At 61.1% G+C, this 20457-nt stretch carries 16 protein-coding genes and 1 tRNA gene; 10 read left to right on the plus strand and 7 right to left on the minus strand.

The features are described 5' to 3' along the window. Positions 1-236: hypothetical protein (locus PLL20_01245; protein HPD28591.1), on the minus strand; the 236-nt coding region annotated here is incomplete at its 3' end. 204 nt (positions 237-440) lie between these two features. Between PLL20_01245 and PLL20_01250 the strand changes: the two genes are divergently transcribed. The 5 genes from PLL20_01250 to PLL20_01270 all read left to right on the plus strand — a co-directional run bounded on the left by PLL20_01250 (position 441) and on the right by PLL20_01270 (position 3216). Further along, positions 441-902, plus strand: a complete 462-nt coding sequence (locus PLL20_01250) for a hypothetical protein (GenBank protein ID HPD28592.1) — start codon at positions 441-443, stop codon at positions 900-902. A 204-nt stretch (positions 903-1106) separates the two neighbouring features. After that, positions 1107-2054, plus strand: coding sequence for a thiamine-phosphate kinase (locus PLL20_01255; protein ID HPD28593.1), 948 nt, complete (start codon positions 1107-1109; stop codon positions 2052-2054). Then, positions 2051-2557 carry a tRNA (adenosine(37)-N6)-threonylcarbamoyltransferase complex ATPase subunit type 1 TsaE gene (gene tsaE, locus PLL20_01260; GenBank protein ID HPD28594.1) on the plus strand — a complete coding sequence of 169 codons (507 nt, stop codon included), beginning with the start codon at positions 2051-2053 and terminating at the stop codon, positions 2555-2557. The genes PLL20_01255 and tsaE overlap by 4 nt, the downstream gene beginning before the upstream one ends. A 160-nt stretch (positions 2558-2717) precedes the next feature. After that, positions 2718-2915, plus strand: coding sequence for a hypothetical protein (locus PLL20_01265; protein ID HPD28595.1), 198 nt, complete (start codon positions 2718-2720; stop codon positions 2913-2915). A gap of 228 nt (positions 2916-3143) precedes the next feature. Continuing rightward, positions 3144-3216: transfer RNA gene (locus PLL20_01270), tRNA-Glu, on the plus strand. On the opposite strand, the gene PLL20_01275 is transcribed toward PLL20_01270, so the two are convergent. Further along, on the minus strand, positions 3214-5793 hold the full coding sequence (locus PLL20_01275) for a hypothetical protein (GenBank protein ID HPD28596.1): 2580 nt from the start codon (positions 5791-5793) through the stop codon (positions 3214-3216). The two genes, PLL20_01270 and PLL20_01275, sit on opposite strands and share 3 nt — an antisense overlap. A gap of 921 nt (positions 5794-6714) precedes the next feature. Between PLL20_01275 and PLL20_01280 the strand changes: the two genes are divergently transcribed. The 3 genes from PLL20_01280 to PLL20_01290 all read left to right on the plus strand — a co-directional run bounded on the left by PLL20_01280 (position 6715) and on the right by PLL20_01290 (position 10885). Further along, the gene (locus PLL20_01280; protein ID HPD28597.1) at positions 6715-7662 is read left to right on the plus strand and encodes a hypothetical protein; all 948 of its coding nucleotides are present in this window, start codon (positions 6715-6717) and stop codon (positions 7660-7662) included. Between the two features lie 374 nt (positions 7663-8036). Then, a complete protein-coding gene (locus tag PLL20_01285) occupies positions 8037-9185 on the plus strand; it encodes a type II secretion system protein (GenBank protein HPD28598.1) in 1149 nt (382 codons plus the stop codon). Between the two features lie 269 nt (positions 9186-9454). Further along, positions 9455-10885: a secretin N-terminal domain-containing protein gene (locus PLL20_01290; GenBank protein ID HPD28599.1), complete on the plus strand. Its 1431-nt coding sequence runs from the start codon at positions 9455-9457 to the stop codon at positions 10883-10885. A gap of 266 nt (positions 10886-11151) precedes the next feature. Here the strand turns inward: PLL20_01290 and PLL20_01295 are convergent, their stop codons facing one another. Beyond that, positions 11152-11328, minus strand: a complete 177-nt coding sequence (locus PLL20_01295; protein ID HPD28600.1) for a nucleoside-diphosphate kinase — start codon at positions 11326-11328, stop codon at positions 11152-11154. A gap of 60 nt (positions 11329-11388) precedes the next feature. Then, complete coding sequence (locus PLL20_01300) at positions 11389-12378, minus strand: uroporphyrinogen decarboxylase family protein (protein ID HPD28601.1); 990 nt, start codon at positions 12376-12378, stop codon at positions 11389-11391. Between the two features lie 410 nt (positions 12379-12788). On the opposite strand from PLL20_01300, the gene ruvX reads away from it, so the two are divergent. Together ruvX and PLL20_01310 are read left to right on the plus strand one after the other, a co-directional pair. Further along, positions 12789-13241 carry a Holliday junction resolvase RuvX gene (gene ruvX, locus PLL20_01305; protein ID HPD28602.1) on the plus strand — a complete coding sequence of 151 codons (453 nt, stop codon included), beginning with the start codon at positions 12789-12791 and terminating at the stop codon, positions 13239-13241. A 779-nt stretch (positions 13242-14020) separates the two neighbouring features. Continuing rightward, positions 14021-14515 carry a DinB family protein gene (locus PLL20_01310; GenBank protein ID HPD28603.1) on the plus strand — a complete coding sequence of 165 codons (495 nt, stop codon included), beginning with the start codon at positions 14021-14023 and terminating at the stop codon, positions 14513-14515. Positions 14516-15658: 1143 nt separating this feature from the next. On the opposite strand, the gene PLL20_01315 is transcribed toward PLL20_01310, so the two are convergent. The 3 genes from PLL20_01315 to PLL20_01325 form a co-directional block, all read right to left on the minus strand. After that, positions 15659-16408, minus strand: a complete 750-nt coding sequence (locus PLL20_01315; protein ID HPD28604.1) for an amidohydrolase family protein — start codon at positions 16406-16408, stop codon at positions 15659-15661. Further along, positions 16405-17232, minus strand: coding sequence for an amidohydrolase family protein (locus tag PLL20_01320; protein HPD28605.1), 828 nt, complete (start codon positions 17230-17232; stop codon positions 16405-16407). Before PLL20_01320 ends, PLL20_01315 begins: the two co-directional genes overlap by 4 nt. Before the next feature lie 351 nt (positions 17233-17583). Further along, positions 17584-20385 carry a DUF4861 family protein gene (locus PLL20_01325; GenBank protein ID HPD28606.1) on the minus strand — a complete coding sequence of 934 codons (2802 nt, stop codon included), beginning with the start codon at positions 20383-20385 and terminating at the stop codon, positions 17584-17586. Positions 20386-20457: the final 72 nt, after the last annotated feature.

Below are 20457 nucleotides of genomic sequence, written 5' to 3' on the forward strand. Positions count from 1 at the left end.
GAATCCTTTCCGGGCCGCACCCTCGCTCGCTCGGCCCGGAATCCTTTCCGGGCCGCACCCTCGCTCGCTCGGCCCGGAATCCTTTCCGGGCCGAATCCCCCGCGGAATCCTTTCCGCATTCGACGCCCATGACGATGGCGATCCTCCACCGGCAGGTACGGTAGCCGCAAGCCCGACCACTCCCCCAGCGCCAAACCAACCCGCCCTCCGCCGCCCATGACAATATGACAAGCCATGGGCGGAGAAGTCATGGCAAAGGAAGTTATAGGATCGATAAAGGGTTGTTTCACTGATAGATGAGCGACCGAAGAATCCCCGCTACGCGACACACATCGCTGCGAGGTGGAGCCCCCTGTTCTTCGGGGCGCCGCGGCGTGGCTTGCATCCCGTAGCGTCTGATGCTTTAATCGGGGTATCAACGGTAACCGGGAGCCGGATTCATGACCAAGTGGCAGTACTGGTCGCCGCTGCTTGTCGGTGGCGTCATCGGCGAGGTTTACGGGCTGCAGGCCTCAATGAACTCGGGAGGCAACCCGCTCATCACGATGGGCCTGCTTCCGCTGGCATCCGCGCTGAGCTGGGCGATACTGCTTCAGCTCGCCATGTTCGCCGCACAGGCCCTCTTTGCAGCGGTGCTGCCGGTTCCTTTCGGCAAGAGTATTCGCGGGACCCAATGCAGGGTGATCGGCTTCCTGATGCTCTTGGGGTCGCTGATTACCCTGCTCTTCAAACTGAGTGGGGCGTTTGTCTACTTGGGCGGCCAGCGGCATACCTTGACATCACTCTGGCAGATCTGGTTCCTCGGCTGGGCCGTGGTCGCCGCCCTGTGCTTTCCGGCGGCTCTGGTGATCTATCTGTACTCCCTTCCCATGGCCGAGTCGGACTTTCAAGCCGAGGATTAACCGTGCTCCGCCAATACCGCTCCGCCAATCGCCACAGTAGCGGGCAGGACACGGCGGCACCCGGCAAGAGGGGACAAGCCTCCATGACCAAGCCCCCTTTCGAAGATCCGTCCGGGCCCGCCGTGGCGACCCTGGCCCGATAGTGTAATCCGGACGACGAAAGCCGCCGAGGGCCTCTATCCTCCCTTTCCCGAAAAAAGTCTGATGTGTAAGCTTGATGCCATGTCCAGGGGCGAAAATGCACTGATCGACTGGCTGCGGCGGCGATTCCCAGCCAACCCCGCGCGGGTCCCCATTGGCATCGGCGACGACATGGCCTGCCTGCGCCTGGAGGGAAGCCTCCTTCAGATCACCACCGACATGCTGCTGGACGGCGTCCATTTCGACACCCGCCGGCACATCTACGAACTGATCGGGAGAAAAGCGATCGCCTGCTCGCTGAGCGACTGTGCGGCCATGGCTTGCCGCCCGCGCGCCGCCACCGTCAGCCTCGCACTGCACGACGGCATGTCGATGGACGATGTGAAAAGGCTGTACGAGGGCATGGCGTGCATCGCGGGAGAATTCGATTGTGCCATCGTCGGAGGCGACACAACCAGTTGGCCGGGCAAGCTCGCCATTGATGTAGCTATGCTGGCCGAGCCGATGTCGCCGCGCGGGCCGATACGCCGATGCGACGGCCGTGTCGGCGACGGCATCTATGTCAGCGGCCCGCTCGGCGGAAGCGCCGCCGGCAAGCACCTGACCTTCACACCGCGACTGGAACTCGCCAGCCGACTTGTGCTGGACCCCGAGCTTCACGCGATGATGGATCTCTCCGATGGGCTGTCTATGGATCTGCATCGGATGTGCGCGGCGTCCCGATGCGACGCGGAACTGTCCACCGAGGCAATGGAAGAAGTCATCAGCCCGGCCGCTCGGGCCATGTCACAAGAAGACGGCATCAGCGCGATGGACCACGCTCTTAATGACGGCGAAGATTTTGAGCTCCTCGTCGCCGGCGGCGAGGGCCTGCGGGCCGAGGAACTGGGCCTGACGCGAATCGGCCGACTGACCAGGCCGTCACAGGAAGGCCGGCCCACGATATGCCTGTGCGATCGCCTGGGACGATTCAGCTACATCGAACCACGGGGATATGAGCACTTCCGATGAATCAGCGGACGATCAACATCGCCGATGTCGAAGCAACCCGCCGGCTTGGCCGGCGACTCGGTTCGGCCCTCCAGGCAGGAGACCTCGTCGCCCTTATCGGCCCGCTGGGCTCCGGCAAGACGACGCTGGTCAAGGGCATCGCCGCCGGCGCGGGCGTGGCTGACTCGCGCCAGGTGAACAGCCCCACGTTTGTGATCGTCAACGAGTACGAGACCGGTCTTTCACCCGCCCCGCGAATCTACCACATCGATGCCTATCGTCTCCGCGGCGGAGGCGATCTTGAGTCGCTGGGTTTCGATGAGATGCTTTCGCTTGGCGCGGTTTTGATCGAGTGGGCCGACCGCGTTCAGGGTGTTCTCCCGTCCAGTCGCCTGGAGATCAGCATCGAGCCGGTTGACGAGAACCGACGCCGATTCCTCTGCCGGGCGTTCGGATCGGCCACAAGGCTTCTCGATCGGCTGGGACCAGATGAGCGGATTGTCCGACCCGCCGTGAATGGGTAGAATGTCCGCTCCGCACCGGTCCACAGATCGCAAAGGCCGAGTGGGAGATCGATGACCGTGCGTCCTGAAACCAATGCGGCAGCGGCATTGTGCCGCTCCGGTAACCGTCGGAAACGGCTCCGCACCGCATCGGGAGGCACTCCTAAACAGAGGGCTGACAATGGCTTGCGAACTCAAGGTATTCAACACGGAAAACAGAACCAACCAGACGTACATTTGCGATGAAGACAATGCCGGCCGGATGGTCGAAAACGACTTTGCCGCCAAGGGCACCGGTGAATACACCGATACCAGCGGCAAGAAATTCGCAATTGACTGGACAAAGCATCGCCTCGTCGGTTTCAAGCGGGGCAACTGAGCACGCCGACCTTCCTCTTGCTCAGCGCAGCAGTCTCAGCCACCCACAGCAGCCAACTGCGGTGGCCGTTATCGCCAAGGCATCTCGGTCCCGGCCCCTTTCACACGCAAGGATCGCCGTAAAACCCTGGGGCGACGAGCAGGCAAGAGCGGCAAACTCCACACCCTGGTCGTCGCGATTTGCCCAGCCGCGCGGCCTTAACTATACTGATGCGATCGGTAGTCTACCGGCCCCATCGTCTAGTGGCCTAGGACACCGGCTTTTCAAGCCGGCAACGGGGGTTCGAATCCCCCTGGGGTCAATAATCATCGCATGTCGGGTCGGCAGGAACGCCCGGCCCGCTCGCGCACCGTTCAAAGGCGATCACGTCGATCTGATCGATGTAGTTATCGTTGTTGTTATCGAAACAACGGCATTCGTTTGCCACAAGCGGCCGGGTCGGTCCCGTGTAACATATCTGGAAGCTCGCAAAGTCGGCCTGGTCGACGTCCGCGTCGTTGTCAAAGTCGGCGAACGGGTTCGGACACACTGTCGGCGTCAACGGAGACCGCCGCCAATAGTCGGACTCACAGGCATCCTTAAACACCCACTCGTTTTCGCACGAATACACCTGAGAGCCCGTCTCGAAATTCGCGTTTGAGACAAGATTCGGACCGCCGCTCTGACGCACCTCGACCTTGTCGACGAAGAACTCCAGCCGTCCCGGCGGAACACGGCCGCATTTGAATACCACGGTCACAACATCGTTCACCGGCGTAATGGTTTGCGGGCGTGGGCCGTAATTACCTTGATCAGGCGGCGTCTGATCGGTGATCTGCTCCCAGCCGAAAGGATTACTGTCCATTCCCACCTTCTTGCGAACCATGTACGGATTGTTCTGTTGCCGCGTGTGTTCCTGATAACCGTCGGCGTAATAGAGGTTGAAGGGCCCGTCCAGCAGCAGGAGCTCGTACCAGATGTTGTCGTTCGCCTGGTACGTCGCCTGCCCCTTCCACCAGAACGAGTACTCGATCGGCACCCCCGGCGTAACTGAGATCTCCTGGTAGATACCGCCGCTTCCGGCTTGAGTGCCCGTGTCCGGCGGCTGTGAATCCCAGAAGAAGTGGAAGGCCGTGGGACTTCCGTCGGGCGTATCCTTCACCATTCCCAGATTGGTGTTCTGGCTGAAAGAGTAATCCCAATTCGTGGGATTGTACGCCTCACCAACGGGATCCGGATCAAGATCAGGCCCTTTGTTGAGACTACTCCAGGGGGCTGCCCACGGTTGCCAGACGCAGGCAAAACCGGTTGGTGGTTTGACCACCCAGAGCGCGTTGCTCAGCCTGGCCGGATTGGAGCAGTCAGAACTGCGAGTTCCCTCCAGATGATAAGGCCCGGCCGGTCCCCCTTCGCCGTTGAAGCAGGACAGGTTGAAGGTCGCAAGCAGGTCGTCTCCGTCGGGCGTCAACATGGTTCCTGGAATGTTGGGATTGTTGGGATCATCTTCATTGGCGTAGACAAGCTTCACACTTGTCAACAGGGTTACATTTGCCCCCCTGATGCGGAATTGGAGCGGATACTGCGGATTGGAGACTGTGCTCGGCTCAATGCTGTTGAACACGGTCGCGGTGGCACAGGTGAGCTGGAAGGCGCCGGGTAGAGTCTTCGTCGCGCAATTGGGCTGTAGGGTCACCACGTCGTAAGTGCCCCATTGCGCACCCTGGGTCGGGAACTGGACGGTCAACGTGGTGTTCCCCGCACCGGCGACCAGGTTGGTGCCCACGAGTTCGGCGCCGCCGCCGGTCGGCACCAGCTTGACGCTGCTGACCAGGTGAAGATCCGTCCCGGTAATCGTCATCGTCGTATTGCTTGCGTTGTCGTGCGATGCCGGCTCGCTTCCGGACGTCGTATGCTGCACCGGACACTGCCCCAGAATCAGAGCTTGGTTGAAGTCCTCGTCCGTGGGGATGTACGATTCGATCGTCGACCAGCAGATAACATCGATACAGGCATTCCAGGGGGACGCCTCGGCCTCGTAAATACGAAACGTGATTCTGCCGTTGATGAGTTTGAAGTTCTTGTTCAGTCGATAGTTGCCGTTGGCGATGATGTTACCGATCCAGACCCAGTTGGGCCGCCGGCCGTCCAGCTTCGGATTGATTCCGGGAGGCCATTCGACAAACCGGACATCGTTACAGATTCGGTCGTACTCTCGTTGTGGTTCATTTGCCGCTCCTTTGGTCACGGCCGTGTACCACTCCGCATCCGTAGGAACATGGTCGGTAATGTCGATGTCGCCCTTGTCGTTGCTTCCACCGAAACCAGGCGGGTTGCCGTTGACCACCAGCCAGTCAGAGTCCTGGTTCGATTCCACATCGCTTTCGGCATAAAGCTGCTGCGTTCGGGTCCAGAAGTACCACTTGCCACTGAGACTGATATCTCCCGGCACATCGGCGGGAAAGATCTCGTACTGCACCCATGCGTCGGCCTGAGCCTGGTTGTCCACGCAGGTGCCGGGCGGACTCGGACAGGAAACGCGCCAAGCGTCCGCGGGCAGTCCGGTCGGCGGAAAGAAGTAAGCATGGCCGCTGATCGGATCGTTGGCCGACAGATCCTCGACGTAATTGGCTGCCTGTCCGTAGTTGGCGCTGACCGCGGCGGTTCTCGCAGCGGGTATCCAGATCTGCTGACCGCCTCCGTAGTAAGAATACCTGATCTCATTGGCTCCGTACGCCGCCTGGATCGACAAACCAAAGGCGGCCACGGCAGCGATTGCCGCAAGAGCCTTTAGTCCCTTCCGTCGGGACTGGTGCGCGTTTTGCGCGCATGTTTCTGGATCGCAGAGCACTTGGGTTGCGGCCCGCAAAAAGGCGGTCCGCCTTTGATTCTTCTGAAGCATCTCCTAGTCCTCCTTATGTGACTTCTTCAACAAGAAACCTCATTCCGCACTCTCCGGTTTTGTCGGGGCACGCACCCCGGTCGCACGCTGCTTCAGGACAAGCCGATGCCAAGTGCCAATCGATCGGCCAGCATTCAAGCGGATGTTGGTGCCATCCTACGCCATCTGCGAACCTCCCCGACGGGACCGAGGAAGATGGGTCATGTGACGACCGACCAAAGACGAACGAGCGCAGCAGCGGCCGGACGATTCAACGCCCAACCTTCTCGGCCAGGGGCCTCATACCTCCAAGAATAGAATCACACACTGCCCGGAAGGGCACGAAGATCGAAACCAGACATTTGCGCGACACATTATAGCAGGCTGACCCTGCTGATACTCTATGGTACCATCGGCAGGACCTGCCAAGAAAGCCTGAAGTCCCGTTTTTTTGGGGTCTTGCAGTGCGGATATGGCGAACGTTTTGGGCATATCAGGTGTTTTCCCTAAGGCGGACCGCCTTTTTGCGGGCCGCAACCCAAGTGCTCTGTGATCCAGAAACATGCGCGCAAACCGCACAGATATCCCGCCGCAAGGCTCTAAATCGTGACCGAGGAACCCGAAACTGGCCCTGAACCGCTGACCCCGACGGTCGGGGATCACGGATTTCTCGGGAGGGTGATGGGCGGTTTTGACTCCTGCGGGGAACAGGGTTAGCGTGCGGACATGACACAGCGCGACGAGCGGACCGACTGGATCATGCGGGTCGGAACGACACTCCTGGGCATCCTTGCGGCTGCGTCGGCAATGCCCGCCATTGCCGAGCCCCCCCAAAGGGGGAGCTTACCGAACCCGACCTCGTTAGATGTTCAGAGTCCCCTGACTCGACCTCACAATGCATCCGCCGGCTTCAGGGCTGACCGGCACTTCGGTGAGGGGGTCTTGACGTATCGTCTTGAGCCGGGCGTTCAAGTCCGTGTCGTGGCTCCCCCGGCAGCCCAATTCGATCGGCCCAAGCCGACGCAAATCATCGTCTATGCCCTGCCCAACGGAAACACAACCGACCAGACCATCGGCAAGCGCGTGACATCCGGCGTCGATTGGCATTACGGCATCCAGCATATTGGTGCCCAGACCCGGCGGATGCGCGAGGTCATCCGTGATGAGAACCTGGTCACCGCCTACGTCGAGGCTGACGGCAAGAGCTGGCCGGCGTGGCGATCCAAGCATGCCGACAGCAGCCGGATCATCGCCCAAGTCATCGACTCGATCGCCGGCCGGTTCGAGGGCATGCAAACAAGCATCACGCTGACCGGCCACAGCGGCGGCGGCAGCTTCATCTTCGGCTACCTCAACGGCGTCGATCAAATCTCCGATCGCATCGACCGCATCGCGTTTCTCGATAGCAACTACGCCTACAGCGACGACCAGCACCACGGCGACAAGCTTATTGCATGGCTCAAGGCGTCGCCACGAAACCACCTGATCGTGATCGCCTACGATGACCGGAACATCATGCTCGACGGCAAACGCGTGGTGAGCCCGACCGGTGGCACGTACCGCCGAACAACAGAGATGATCGCCCGGTTGCGCAAAGAGATCGCTCTGTCCGAAAAGCCTCTGCTGGAAACGCTGCCCACGGGTGCGTTTCCCGCCATCGCCCCGTCCGGGCACGCCTCCGCTCTGGCAATGAGCAAGCGTTACCGTGGGCTCGATGGCCAGATTGACATCGTTCTCGTCGAGAACCCACAGAACAAGATCCTTCATACGGTACTGGTCGGCGATATGTCCGGCTTCATCCACGCAATCACCTCCGGAACGCCTTACGAGAACCGGGTCGCGGTCTTCGGCGGACCCGTCACTTACGAGAAGTGGATTCAGCAGGATTAACTGCGTCGGCAACCTCCGCCCGTGAGCAAGCTCTTTCTGATGGCCGCCCGCCAGGACCCGGCGCCCTCGCACCACTCAACCCAGGATGACGCTGGTTGATTTGGACCACGACATGGTTCATTTCGACCACTTCGTGCGACTGCCCCTCGCCCAGCCGACGACTGGGCTGCCGGTTTACGGGGCCTCATCGATGGCACGCCAAATGCCAGCGTTTTTATGGCAGAAAACAACGAAGAGAAGTGGCCTGGAATGTCGATTCGCCGGACCGGCGGTTCGACCGGCCGCTGAACCGAGTGCGAAAGCAGTCCGCGCGGCACGTATGCCGACGATTGTTCGGGGAACTGGTGCGCGCTTTTCTGGAAAGGAGGCATATCATGAGGAACCGGCAAGCCAATACGCTCCAGCGTGAGGCTTTCACGCTGATTGAATTGCTGGTGGTAATCGCCATCATCGCCATGCTGATCAGCATCCTGCTACCGTCACTGGCCAACGTTCGCGAGCTTGCTCGGAGAGTGTCTTGCGGCGTGAATCTCCGGTCCATCGCCCAAGCCTGCATCATGTACAGCGAGAGCAACCAACAGGGATTCCCGACCGCCTGGCAGCCCTCGACGGTCGCCCTGAGCATGACCAGCAATACCGCCATCGGAAGCCTTCGAGGCCTGCCCGACGGCTGGATGGACGCCGACGGCCCGGCGGCATTGGATAACCAGAGCAATTATCGTGCCTACTATCGGCTTCTCCTGGGCGGCCCAAAGGCGTACCTGCAACCGCGGCAGCTCATTTGTCCGACGGGCAATCGCAAGCTCGGCCACTTCTCGTCCGGTACCAATCCCAGTCCGATCGTCAACGATGCCAACCTCAAGTACTTCGCAAAACCCAAGCCACCGGTCGGCGCCGAGGGCAAGTGGTATGATTTCGACGGCTCGCCCACGGCCATCGTCAACGCCGGCACCGAATTGGCCGAGATCAGCTACTCCCTCCAGATGACGCGCGTGGCGACGGTCAATGAGCGAGGAATCGGGCAAACCTACGGGGTCAGGATGACCAGCTCGCAAGACCCTCGCAAGGCCCTTGCGGCAGATCGCAATCCCTTCTCGAACCGAATCGAAATGTTGCACCCCAACCCAGCCGGTCCGCAGGCCTCACGATACAACTTTGATCCGACCGCCCAGGGCACCGGCCTGCCCGCCCCTGGCGACCTCGACGGCAACGGCAGCGTGGACGCCGGTGAATGGCTGGCCGCATTGCGAAAACGAGATCGGAGTCTCAGCTCTCGCAACCACAACCTCGCGGGGCAGAATGTCGCCTTTCTTGGCGGCAACGTTAAATGGTGCAGGCATCCGCTTTGCGGGGCTGATGAAGATCTGATCTGGACGCCAACGAGTCCACCCCAGGTCGGCGGGACCGTCCAGGACCCACTTGAGACGCATGTGTATCTGCTGCCCGGCCGGGGAACACCAGCCAACTACCAGACCGCGCTGTCGGACCCGGCCGTGAGTACCGACTCCCTGTTAATCCCATAGCCTCCGGTCACGCAGCCGGAGGCCCTCCACCGGAAGAGCAGCGCGGGTCAATACGGACGCTCGGACATCAACGTTGCTGCCGGAGACCTCACACAGAGGCGTAAGTCTGCTATAATGTCGCCTTTGGTCCGAAACCGGATCGCTCGAAGTGGGTGCGAGTCGGGAAAGGCGTTCGGGAAAGGGTGCAATCTCCAACGGCCGTCACGAGTATATTCCCCAAGGTGGCGCAGACTCCACGGCCGCCCGTCGAAATCGGGAGGCGAAACGACATGAATGCATTCTACTTGCCTGTGTATCATAGCCTGGCGTGCTTGAGAAGGTTCGCTTCGACGGCCATCCTGTTCTTAGCCTCCTCGGCCGTGACGGCGGCAGCCCCCTCGTCACAAGCAGCGGACGGGCAACCGAAAACCGTGGCCGCACCTCCGGCAACGCAGCCGGATTCGTTGACCATCCCGCTGCAAACGACGCACGTCGATGCCCTCAGGGCGGACGAGAAAGACCTGCCTCTCATTCGCGATCTCATCGCCCGGTTCGACACGAGTTCTCTCAAGCCGCCGCTTACCCAAGCGACTGCCAGCCGGCCGGCGGCGACCGCTCCGGCTGCCGAGGAGCCGCTTGTCGTGCGGGTATTCAGCCTGAAGCACATCGATCCCAAGACAGTGATCAACGCCATCACCACCGCATTCAGCGATCCCACAACGCGGGTCACCGCCGGCAGCAGCAACGGCGTCGTCGTGCGGGCCAAAGAGAAGGCCATGGCCGCCATCGAGCAGTTGCTCCAAAAACTGGATGCGGCTCCCGACCAATCCCAGGAGATGAGGACGATCATTTTTCCGCTCAGGCATGCCAAGGCGGCCGAGCTTGCCCCTATTCTCCAACGAGCGGTACCCGGACTACGCGAGTGCATTTCGTGGGCGGCGGCCAATTCATTGCTCGTCACAGGAACCCCCAAGGCAATCGAAACGGCTCGCTCCCTGGTCGCCGAACTGGATGCCCCACCCTCGGCACCTCCCCCCGCACCGCCGACAAACGAGCCGATCACAAAGCTCTTCCCTCTGGAGTTCGCACGGCCCAACCCGGCCCTGCTTGACGCCCTGAGAGCGGCCGCCGGCGACGGCAGTTCCGTCGTGCCGGTTCCCGACATCCGCTCAATCATCGTCACGGCCAGACCCAAGAACATGGCCGCTGTTGAGAGCATCATCAAACAGATCGACAGACAGACCGAGCCCGGCCATGCACCGGCCGTGGGGTTGCGAATCCGATTCCTCTGGCTGGTCAGCGGTCTGCCCGAGGACAAGTCAAGCCCGACGCCGGCTGATCTGCTGCCGTTGGTGGAGGATTTGCAGCGAATCGGCGTGACCGGGCTGCGGCTGGCAACCCAGAACGTGGTCGAAGCCACGCCCGGCCGACGCTTCATCATGAAAGCCAGTCCGCTGTTGGCAAACCGGTGCGACCTGGAGCTCGAAGGCCAGTTCGTCAATGAGACCGCTTCGCAGCCCTGCGTCGAGCTTCAGGCCAGGGTGGCCGAGTATGCCCCCTATCTCGAGCCTGAGAAGAACGGCTACAAGGTGTACGAGAGACGGGAGCTATGCAAATTGGAGACCACAGTCGTCACACCGCTGGGAAAGGCGATCATCGCGGGGGTGACACCTATCGATCGAATGACCAGCGTGTTCGTCGTGCAGGTGCTGCCGCAGTAGGCAAGGGGTCAGGGTTCCCTGCTTCGCTCCTTGAGCTTCGCAGGGCAAGCAGCCTTCGGGGTTCGGGGTTCGGTGAGAAGGCCACAAGACGAAGGTCGGCGCGAAATCACAGAGCAACCGTCTTCCGCGGGGTCTCAATTCATGCCTCATCCTGCCCCGGCCTGAGCTTGTCGAAGACTGCCTTCATCCCTCCGCCTTCATCCTTCGTCTCGCCACGGCGAGTCGCCTGGGGCGAGCCTTTGCCTGCATCCCCGGTCCTTCGGCCTTCAGCCTTCGTCCGACTCGGCCACCCATCCGGCCTCGGGCGTGACGTAGTCCAGGATCTCCGCATCGTTGAAACACAACGAGATCCCAACGGCCGCCCACTCCGGCGAGTCGCTGCCGTGGACAAGGTTATAGGTGGTGCTGGCCCCAAAGCCACCGCGAATGGTGCCGGTCTTCACTGGCTGGAGTGTCGCTCGTGCTCCCGTTTTACAGGAAGTCGGAACAAGTAAGCCCCGCCGTCACCCACTGCGGGCTGCCGACACTACAGCCTTGAGATTCTCCGCGGGCACGGCCTTGGGGTCGTATGTACATCCGGGAGTGATGAGAATCGGGCGATCGCCGGCCTGCCGAAGGGCATCGCGAACCTCGGCTACACAATCCTCGGGTTTGCCCTGAGGCAGCGTCTTGAGGTTGTCAACGCCGCCGGCGATGGCAGGCCTGGCCACCTCACACGCATAGGCGATGCTCGGACCCGCGGCACGATCCGCCCAGTTGATCACCGCCACCGGGTAGTTTGCGAATCGCTCGAAGATCATCGGACGACCGCACACGTGCAGCACATTGAACGGCGCGTGCTTGACAGCATCCAGAATCTCCATATCCGTAGGCATCACCATCTCGTCATACACGCCATCGCCGTTGGCCGGGCGGTCAACCCAATCATCGCGCACGGACAGGAAGATGCCCATGGCCCCGGCGGCAACACACTCGCGGGCGAACGCCGCGAGCATCTTGCCGATCGCCCGCACGGCAGCCTTCACCGCCGACCGGTCCTCTTGTAAGAGTTTCGTGAGAACGTCGTCACGCTGGTCTTCTCCAATGATCTTGGGCGGGCCGTGCTTGTCACTCGGCGGCGCCACCCAGGCTCGCAACACCGTCCACGCGCTGAAAACCGTCGCGCAGGTAAACAGATCGTCATCCAGCCGCCTGCGGAGGCCCCGCAGAAGGTCGAGTTGCCCCGCCAACTGGCCTGCATCGCCCGGCAGTGGCTTGATCTTTCGCAAGTCCGCCACCGACTGAACCAGGTTCACGTCCCCTCGCGGGTAATGGTGGTCATTCATCACCTTGAGGAAATCGAGATCATAGGTTTCCAGGTGACGAAGATGGGCATCGAGGGCCGCCCGCCCGGTAATCTCGTGCGGCTCGAAATGATGCCAGAAGCTCACAGGCGGACAATCCGGACGCCGCCCCCCCAACACCGCTTCCACGCGTTCCCTCTTGGTCATCATGCGAGGAATCTAGGCACGACGAGATCCCCGGTCAAGCTTCTGACAAGCACCGCCGTCGGGGAATGGGAAACGAGCGCCCGCGTTCTTGCCACCCCATAGCAGTTGCCTGCCGCAATCCTGCGAATAATAGATGCCACGATGCCAATACGAGGACTCTCTCGTGAGCGTTTGCGCCATCCCTTGCAGGCCTGCCTCCGAGTCGCCGCTGCCTCTATCCCGTCTCCCCGTCAAGCCGCATCGTCCGGCTTGGCGAAACGCTTGCTTCGAAGGATCATCGCCCTGCAAGTCGCGGGAGACCCGATCATCGCACTCAGGCCGCCGCGCCCCCCACTCGAACGTTTGTATCGCTCCGGCATGCCGCTTAACATGATCTTTCGTACGCAAGACAGCCTTTCCTGCAAGGAAGAACGATGGATACCCGTTATCTGGGTGTTGATCTGGGCACCAAGCGAATCGGCCTGGCCATCAGCGATCCGCACACCGGCGTCGTCTCACCCCTGAGTGTCATCAACACCCGCGCCGGCCTCGAACAAAACGCGTCCGCGATTATCGACGTGGCCGAGGAATATGACGCCGGCGGGATCGTGATCGGCCTGCCGCTGAACATGGATGGAACCGAGGGACCCCAGGCACGGCTCTCGAAACAGCTCGCCGAGGCCATCCGCAAGGCCTGTCAGGCACGAAGAAACGCCGCAACGATCACCGTTCATCTGCACGATGAGCGTCTGACGTCCCATGCCGCTGATCGACGGTTGCTCGGTCGCGATTTGACTCGCAAGAAGAAAAAAAACCGACAGGACGCGATCGCCGCTCAGGTTCTCCTGGAGTCGTTCCTTGACCGCCTGACCGGGAAAAACACGTGAGCAACACCCAGAACTGCAAGAACCGCCTGCTCAACAAAAAAAGTGTCAGGATGCGACACAAAAGTGTCAGGACGGTTTATTTGACCAGCCACCTGGACGCCATTCCCTTCTCGCTCAGTTCTCCTCTCGTCTCCTGCTTTATCCTACAGATGTAGGGAATGTAGACGAAGGTGTAGCAGCCGTCAAGTTGTTTTCGCGACTGTTCTGCAATCCTGACGGCTTCCTTGCGAGGTACTGAGGACAACCCAGCCAGACGCCAGGATGCTTCTAATGAATCTCGGACATGCTATGGCTCAAAGCCCGATGAATGTGCGCGAGCGACGGGTTTCCGCTTCTCTCGGCGGTAACGACGGTTGCAGAATCCCCTCGGGCTGCCGGTTCAGCCCGCACTTCCACCGCCGCTCAGCCGGACTGAAGCCCCCAGTTGCATGAACATCGCCGCAGGTATCCATGAAGGCCGTTGTAGATCGGGCGTTTCGTGCCGAATCATCGCTGTTTCCGGAGTTCGCCGGCGGTGAGGTTCATGGGCGACGGCGAACGACAGCCCATTCCCAATTCCACACTCACAATTCCGCATTCCCCGGCGCTGCCGTATGCAACGCCGGGGTCGATCATCTTCCCACCGGCAGATTGGGCAGCAGACCGTTGCGTCTCACTCTGACAGTGCTTCTCTCTGACCCGAAGAGCGACCAGAGACACGCTGTGGCTCCCGGCAGGGCTATAATGTGCATGGTGTGTTGTCGGATAGCGCAGGCTTCGGTGCCAGGAGAAACGCCGCCATGTCGATCGATCTGAGCAAAGACGCGGGGCTGCTGGCGGGGTTGGCCGGCGAAGTGCGGGCCAAGACGCTGCGGCTGTTCGACGATGTGAAAGACTCAGAGTTGATGTACTCGCCGCCGGGGCTGTCAAACCACATCCTGTGGTACGCCGGGCACGTGCTGTGGGTGCAGGATGCCCTGGGCATTGCCGCGATCACCGGCAAGAGCGAATTGCCGGTCGGCTGGGCTGAGACTTTCGGCAAGTTCTGCCGGCCGGTGAAAGAGACCAAACAGTGGCCCGGCCGCGGCGAGATCCGCGAACGCCTCGTCGCCCAGTTGCCAAGGTTGCAGGAGGTTATTGGTTCGGTGGGCAAACGCGACCTGGAGAGTCCATCACCGAACAAGGCCCTCGGCCCCGAAAAGCCCCTCTGGTACTGGATCACCCACGCCAGCCACGACGAGGCCAACCACCAGGGTGAAATCTATCTGTTGATGAAGATACAGCGAAACAGATGATTCTTGCTCTGCGGCCACCCTTGGCTCCCAGGAGGAATCTCAGTGCCCGAGCCGACATACGACAGCAAAACCTCCTGTCGGCTTTCCGTCCACCCGAGCTCGCGCCCGCCAGTTGTGCCAGCCAGCTTTCCCGATCCGACCGCGAAAATGTTTCACTTTTTGAAAATATTCCATAACCATCGTCGGCACCTATCCTTGTGATCGACCAGACCGTCCAGCGTCTCTGACGAGAGGATGCCTATGGCCGATAACTCCTTTTTTGGCAATCCTTTGCAATCTTCCGGTCGGATGGAAAGAATCCCTCAGAAGAGGTGCAACCTTTCGCCGAAATAGGTGTCCAATATTCCGTAGATTCCCCATTGGGGCCTGCCGGTCAGGCTCAGGGCCGCAAGAGCCTGGGCAAGAGGGAAGCAAGGGCGAGCCCGGCAGGTACCCGCGAGTGAGAAGGAGTGTTTGCTGTGCCGCTATACCTGCTTTGTCCGCATTGTGAACACCCGCAGATCGTTCCGGTCCGGCGTAGGGGCAGACCGCAGTTCTGCCGTCAGTGTGGGCGCGCCTATGTGCCGTCCAAGACCCGGGAGCAGGCGCAACCGCTCCCGATTTCCAGCATTGCCGAGATGGAGGAATACTCTCGGCCTGCCGAAGCACGGGTGTTCGTCCTCGACTGAACAAAGACTGCCCGGCAATCCGGCCGTCGGACTGTCAGGCAGGAGCGCCTGGCAAGAAGCATTTGATGGGCAAAAGATACGTCAGACAAGCGAGGCGGGCAGACCGCTCCGCGTGGTTTCTGTCGTAGCAACGGGAAGGTTTGATCCGGCGAGATCGGGCCTGGCGGGCTCGGGTAACATGCCCGGGGTGGAGCCTGCCGGCCCCATCGCCGGACATTGCTCAACAGCCGACGGCGACGCCGTCTTTCCGGGGATCGGACACCGCCCGGAGCACGTCACTGGCACGGCCAATCGGAATTCCCTGGTACCCTCCGAAGCCGATTGAGCCGCGAATAACCTTGTGGCCCCCGGCTTGCAGAGCGGCGAGCTCGGTCGAACCCCATCCTGCTTTGTGGGACCAATCTCCTGTGACAGACTGGAAGCCTGTCCCACACCGTCGTGAAACACATTGAGAGCGACCGCAGCGACGATCCGGTCATAGCCCAAGCATGCGCAGGGCATTCGTTGCCGCGATGGCTTCCCGCTGCCGTGTGCTCAGTTCCGCGTGATCGAGTTTGGCCACGTTGCACGCCGGGTAGTGCAAAGTTGCGCCGGTCCCCAACAAAACGCGATCCGCACCCACCTGCCGGACCAGATTCGTAACCGAGTCGAAGCCCTGGAGACACGAGATCTCGCAGCTCACGTTGGGACACTGCCCCATGACCTTGACCAATGCCTGGCACTCGATCAGGTAGTTCGGCCCGCTGATAATGAACGTCGTCGACGGGTGCCGGGCCGCCAGGGCCCCAATACTTTCGATGGCCACCGTCTTGAACCGCCAGTTCATCATTGGCCGCGTCGGAATCATCACGGGGATTCGCCGCTCGGCGGCTGCCCGGCACACGTCGTCGGTGAACTCGCTATCCAGCGGGTAGCTATGAAACAGCGGATACAGCCGCACGCCGCGCATGCCCGTATCGGCCAGGCGCCGCAGCTCGTCGCCGTTGCCGTCCATGAACGGACTGAGCGTCGCCATGGGGATCAGACGACCGGGATGCCTATCGGCCGCCGCCAGCGTCTCGTCGTTGCCCGCCCGCCAGTCCACCAGCACGCCGCGAAGGCTCAACACGGCCGCTTTCTCGATGCCGTTGCGGTCCATCAAACGGACCAGGTCCTCCGCAGTTTTGTGCGGCAGATCCCAATAGGGCCAGTGACCGAAACAGGCGTTGATATCCAATCGCATCATGGCAAGCCGAGCAACCGGTGCAGGTTGTCTCCAAGTATCAGGCTCTTGGCCCGGTCGTCCAGTTCCGCCCCCGTGACCTTGGCCATCTGTGTGAACGGGTCGAGCAGCGGCATGTCGCTGCCGTACAGGATCTTCTCCGGTCCGAGCTCCGCGACCGCCCATTCGAGCATGCCGTTGTCGATCTGCGAGCTGGCCGTATCGAGCAGCAGGTTCGGGTGCTTCTTGGCCACCGCCACCGCCCGGTACCAGTCGCCGAAGGCATACGGGTGCCCGCCCATGTGGGCCATGACCAGCCGGGCCTGCGGCACGTTCTGCATGAGGTGGTCACATTCGTCCGGTGTGGTGTGTGAGAGAATGAGCATGCCGCACTCGGCCGCAGACTCCAGCAGCGGATAGGCGGCCGGCTCGGTAATCGGGGCTTCCGGGTGCGAGTAGATCTTCACCCCGCGGAAGCCGTGCTTCTCGAAGCAGCGGCGGATCTCGTCCACGGCCCGCTTGCCGAATCGCGGCGTCGGCACCGAACAGTAGCCAATGAGCCGATCCGAATGGGCTGCAATGTCACGTGCCAGCCGGTCATTGCCTTCGCTCATATCGTAAAACAGCGAACCGAGATCGGTGACGAACAGCTTGTCCACGCCCACCTTGTCCGCAAGACGCAGAAGCTGATCCACATCCGCCTTCATGTGGAAGTAGTTGCCGACCCCGATATGGACATGGCCGTCGATGATCATTGAGATTGCGAGAGACCTTTCAACAAGGAGGTACAGGTGAAGAACCAGAATGACGAAGTCCAAATGACAGGAGTGTAATTGACCTCGCGTCATACGGCTCTCTCGTGGTTTCTACATACCAGCGGCCGCGTTGCCCCGAAGGGGCACAGCTATGTAGCCAGGAACGCAAGCCCCTCGTCCAACTGCCGCCGAGACCGATCAGCCCCGAAGGGGCGGTAGAAAACACCATCCGTTTACAAGAACCCAGGGGCTTACGCCCTTGGCTAAATACCTTCGCCCCCGCCGGGGCGGCTTGTGATGGCGTGTTCGGCGAATTGCACCTCAACGGCGAATGAAACCCGGATGACCAACCCTGAACAAGCAGGCTGGACGTAAGCCGCATACCTTTCGTCATTCGTGCTTCGTCATTCATTCGACATTCGTGCTTCGTCATTCGTCATTTCCTCAAGACCTCGGTTCCTCGGACTCGCCCACCTGGATGCTGACTTTTTGCCTCAGTCCACTCGCCAGAGCCTCGACCTCCCGCCGCCAGTTCTCCACTGTCGGGGCGATGGGGTGTTGCCGGCCGCGACGCCAGTCACCGATGATCCAGTACCGCAGCTCACCCCTTTCCGTCAGGCCGCAGCGAATTCGTCGCTCCTCGGGCAAGTCCACGACGTCTTGTGCCGAATTGGCGGCATCGACCACGATCGCCATGCCGATATCGCCGATGACTTCCTGCTGATAGCCCCAACTTCCCAAGATGCCCTTGTCCGGATCGGAAAAGGCCTGTTCGCGAGGCAGCTTGACCAGCCCCGGAGCCAGGAGAACGTTGCCCTTCGCTCCGGTGACTGTCGCCCGGATCTCCGATTCCTGCCTCTCGGCGTAGGAGATGCACAGAATTCGCACCCTGAGGTCCGGCTGCTCGGGCACGATGTTCTCGGCCGTGATCTCGACCGCCGCCCGCACCGGCCCCTTGACAAGCTGTCGTTTACTGAATTTCACATCGCCTTTGCCGGCCGGGTTCTGGACAAGATAAGGCTTGTCGTCGACATAGAGCGTCAACCCGCCAATCCCGGAAGCGTTGCCAACATGCAGGGCGTCGATGCCCCACTCCGTCTCCTCGTGGTAGCTCTGCTTGCCGATGTCTTCGTAGATGAGCTTGTCGGTCTTCTTACCGAAGAAATCAAACTGCCCCCAGTAGGCCCGGTACGCGCAGCGGTTCGACTCCCATCCGATGTTGGGCGGCACCCAGTCCTCGGCCGTGCTGGTCTTGCGGGCGAAGCTGGTCTCGCTCTTGCCGGTTGGCGAGTAGTACAGATAGTAGGTTGCCTCGCCGCTCGCCGGCACGTCCGCCACGAAGCTCAACTCAGGCCCAATTGCCGGGTCAATCTCATCCACTTGGTGCGGGATCCGACGCCAGTCGAGCCAACGCTCCGATGCAACCACCGCGCAGTTGTCGGCGTTGAAATCGGGTACTTTCGTCTGAATCCGCCTCAGACCCAGTTTCACGGGCCAATCGAATCGCGCAGTTCTACCGCTGTTGCTCATCCTGATCGAGATCCGTTTCGCGAAGCCGCTGAGACCGTTCACCCGAGCCGTCACGGCTTCCTTGTCCTCGCGCGGGACGTACTTTGTTGCGGTCCGTAAATTGCCTACGCCGTATGCCGACTCAATGGCCTTCCACGCCTCCTCTTCGCCGTATCGCTGCTTCAGGGACCAGAGCAGCCGGTCGCGGACGAGATCGGCGTAGAACCTGGCTCCGGCCGGCGAACGGCGGATGTACTCGCCGAGACCCGTCCGGGGCATCCAGCCATCCAGTCTGTTCAGGAAGAAGTCCTCCACAGCTTCCGCTTCAGGATAGTCGTTCGGCCCCAGCGCGGCCCTTGCGGCGTCGACAAATGCCTGGCTTTCAGCCAGTGTCTGATTCAGCTTGCCCCGATAAAAGGTCGAGATGGCCCTGAACGCCAACTCGAGCTCGTGCTGGCTGCCATGCTGCACCATCCAATCGAAGTCCGCCGTTCCGTCGCCGTTCCAATCGATCAACCGCCGTTCGAAGATGCCGTCATGGTCATCGTCACGATACACGTATCGCGCATCCGGCTTGCCATCGAAGTCGTAATCGACGTCAAGCCAGCCCTTGGATGCGCCCTTGAGGTGCAGGCGCCGGTCAGCCGTCGAGTAATAGAGCTTCAGGGGCGAGACCGGCTTGAGAGCCAACTCGTATCGCTTGTTCATCGTGCTGCATGGCGGGCCGCCGACCTGTTTGAAGTCCGGGTTGCCATGAGCGATCACGCCTTCCCATCTCTCGTGCGGGTCTTTCTCGACGTTTTCCTCGGTGTTTGCGTTGATCTCGTCCCAGGTCAGTAGCACGCGGTCCCACTGGGCATTCTGGACAAACGCCTCGGCCTTATCGCGCCTCAGCCAGGCCTGCGTGGGGATGCCGCGAAGCTTAGTGCTGATCGTCGCATCGGCGGGCAGCACCACCGGTCGATCCTCCGGGGCCCGGGCGGTGATGGAAAAGTCGTAATCGTGCGTTCGACGGCCATAGGCATCGTCGTCGGCATCGAAGCTGTAGCGAATCGCCCGCACCTGGTTGCCCTGCCCCTCAATCCGAAGGACCACCTCGCTGCACGTGTCGCCGTCCGGATCGTAGAACAGGAACGGGTTCTCGAAGGCCGACTGCCACTCCTTGTCCTCAAGACGCAGACCAAAGGCCACGAACGACTCATCGCCGCTGAAATGGCAGCGGTACTGGCAGGTGTGCTGGTCGTAGGTGTAGTCGATGTCGTACCAGAGCAGGTTGTCGTCGCCGTCGTCGCTGCCCCACCAGACCCGCAGCACGTCTTTGCCGAAATAAGGGTGCTCGGTCATGTAGAAGTAGAAGGCCATCTCGTCGACATCGTTGTCGCCGTCGTTGTCCTGGTAGTCGAGCACCACGTCGACCGTGCCGTCCGCGTTCCAGTCAACGACGTACAGATCGCTATCGAGATCCGGCCCCATCCACGAGTCCAGATCGCCGTCCTCATCAATCGCCCGTACCAGCAATGGCCGAGCCCTGTCGTTGTGCCGGTAGGCCGTGTCGATGTACCACGCTTCGTCGTTCTTGCCGTCGCCGTTGCGATCCACGAAGATCCGCTCGCCCGGCTTGGCCGCCTTGACCTTGGCCACCATGGCCGGGTCGAGCCTGACCGCATCGCCAAAAACCCGTTCGAACAGCTTGGCCTTTGCGCCCTGTCCGTGGGCGGGTGCCGCAGCCAATGACAAGACCAACACTGCCAGGGCGGAACTGAGAATGAGGAGTTGAGAATTGCGAATTGGCCCTGCGTGCCTGACCAA

It is taken from the genome of Phycisphaerae bacterium (assembly GCA_035384605.1).
Taxonomy (GTDB): Bacteria; Planctomycetota; Phycisphaerae; order UBA1845; family PWPN01; genus JAUCQB01.

Coding starts and splice junctions, on each gene's coding strand:
- PLL20_01250 (HPD28592.1), top strand. CDS start 441: ATGACCAAGTGGCAGTACTGGTCGCCGCTGCTTGTCGGTGGCGTCATC.
- PLL20_01255 (HPD28593.1), top strand. CDS start 1,107: ATGTGTAAGCTTGATGCCATGTCCAGGGGCGAAAATGCACTGATCGAC.
- tsaE (HPD28594.1), top strand. CDS start 2,051: ATGAATCAGCGGACGATCAACATCGCCGATGTCGAAGCAACCCGCCGG.
- PLL20_01265 (HPD28595.1), top strand. CDS start 2,718: ATGGCTTGCGAACTCAAGGTATTCAACACGGAAAACAGAACCAACCAG.
- PLL20_01275 (HPD28596.1), bottom strand. CDS start 5,793: ATGCTTCAGAAGAATCAAAGGCGGACCGCCTTTTTGCGGGCCGCAACC.
- PLL20_01285 (HPD28598.1), top strand. CDS start 8,037: ATGAGGAACCGGCAAGCCAATACGCTCCAGCGTGAGGCTTTCACGCTG.
- PLL20_01290 (HPD28599.1), top strand. CDS start 9,455: ATGAATGCATTCTACTTGCCTGTGTATCATAGCCTGGCGTGCTTGAGA.
- PLL20_01300 (HPD28601.1), bottom strand. CDS start 12,378: ATGATGACCAAGAGGGAACGCGTGGAAGCGGTGTTGGGGGGGCGGCGT.
- ruvX (HPD28602.1), top strand. CDS start 12,789: ATGGATACCCGTTATCTGGGTGTTGATCTGGGCACCAAGCGAATCGGC.
- PLL20_01310 (HPD28603.1), top strand. CDS start 14,021: ATGTCGATCGATCTGAGCAAAGACGCGGGGCTGCTGGCGGGGTTGGCC.
- PLL20_01315 (HPD28604.1), bottom strand. CDS start 16,408: ATGATGCGATTGGATATCAACGCCTGTTTCGGTCACTGGCCCTATTGG.
- PLL20_01320 (HPD28605.1), bottom strand. CDS start 17,232: ATGACGCGAGGTCAATTACACTCCTGTCATTTGGACTTCGTCATTCTG.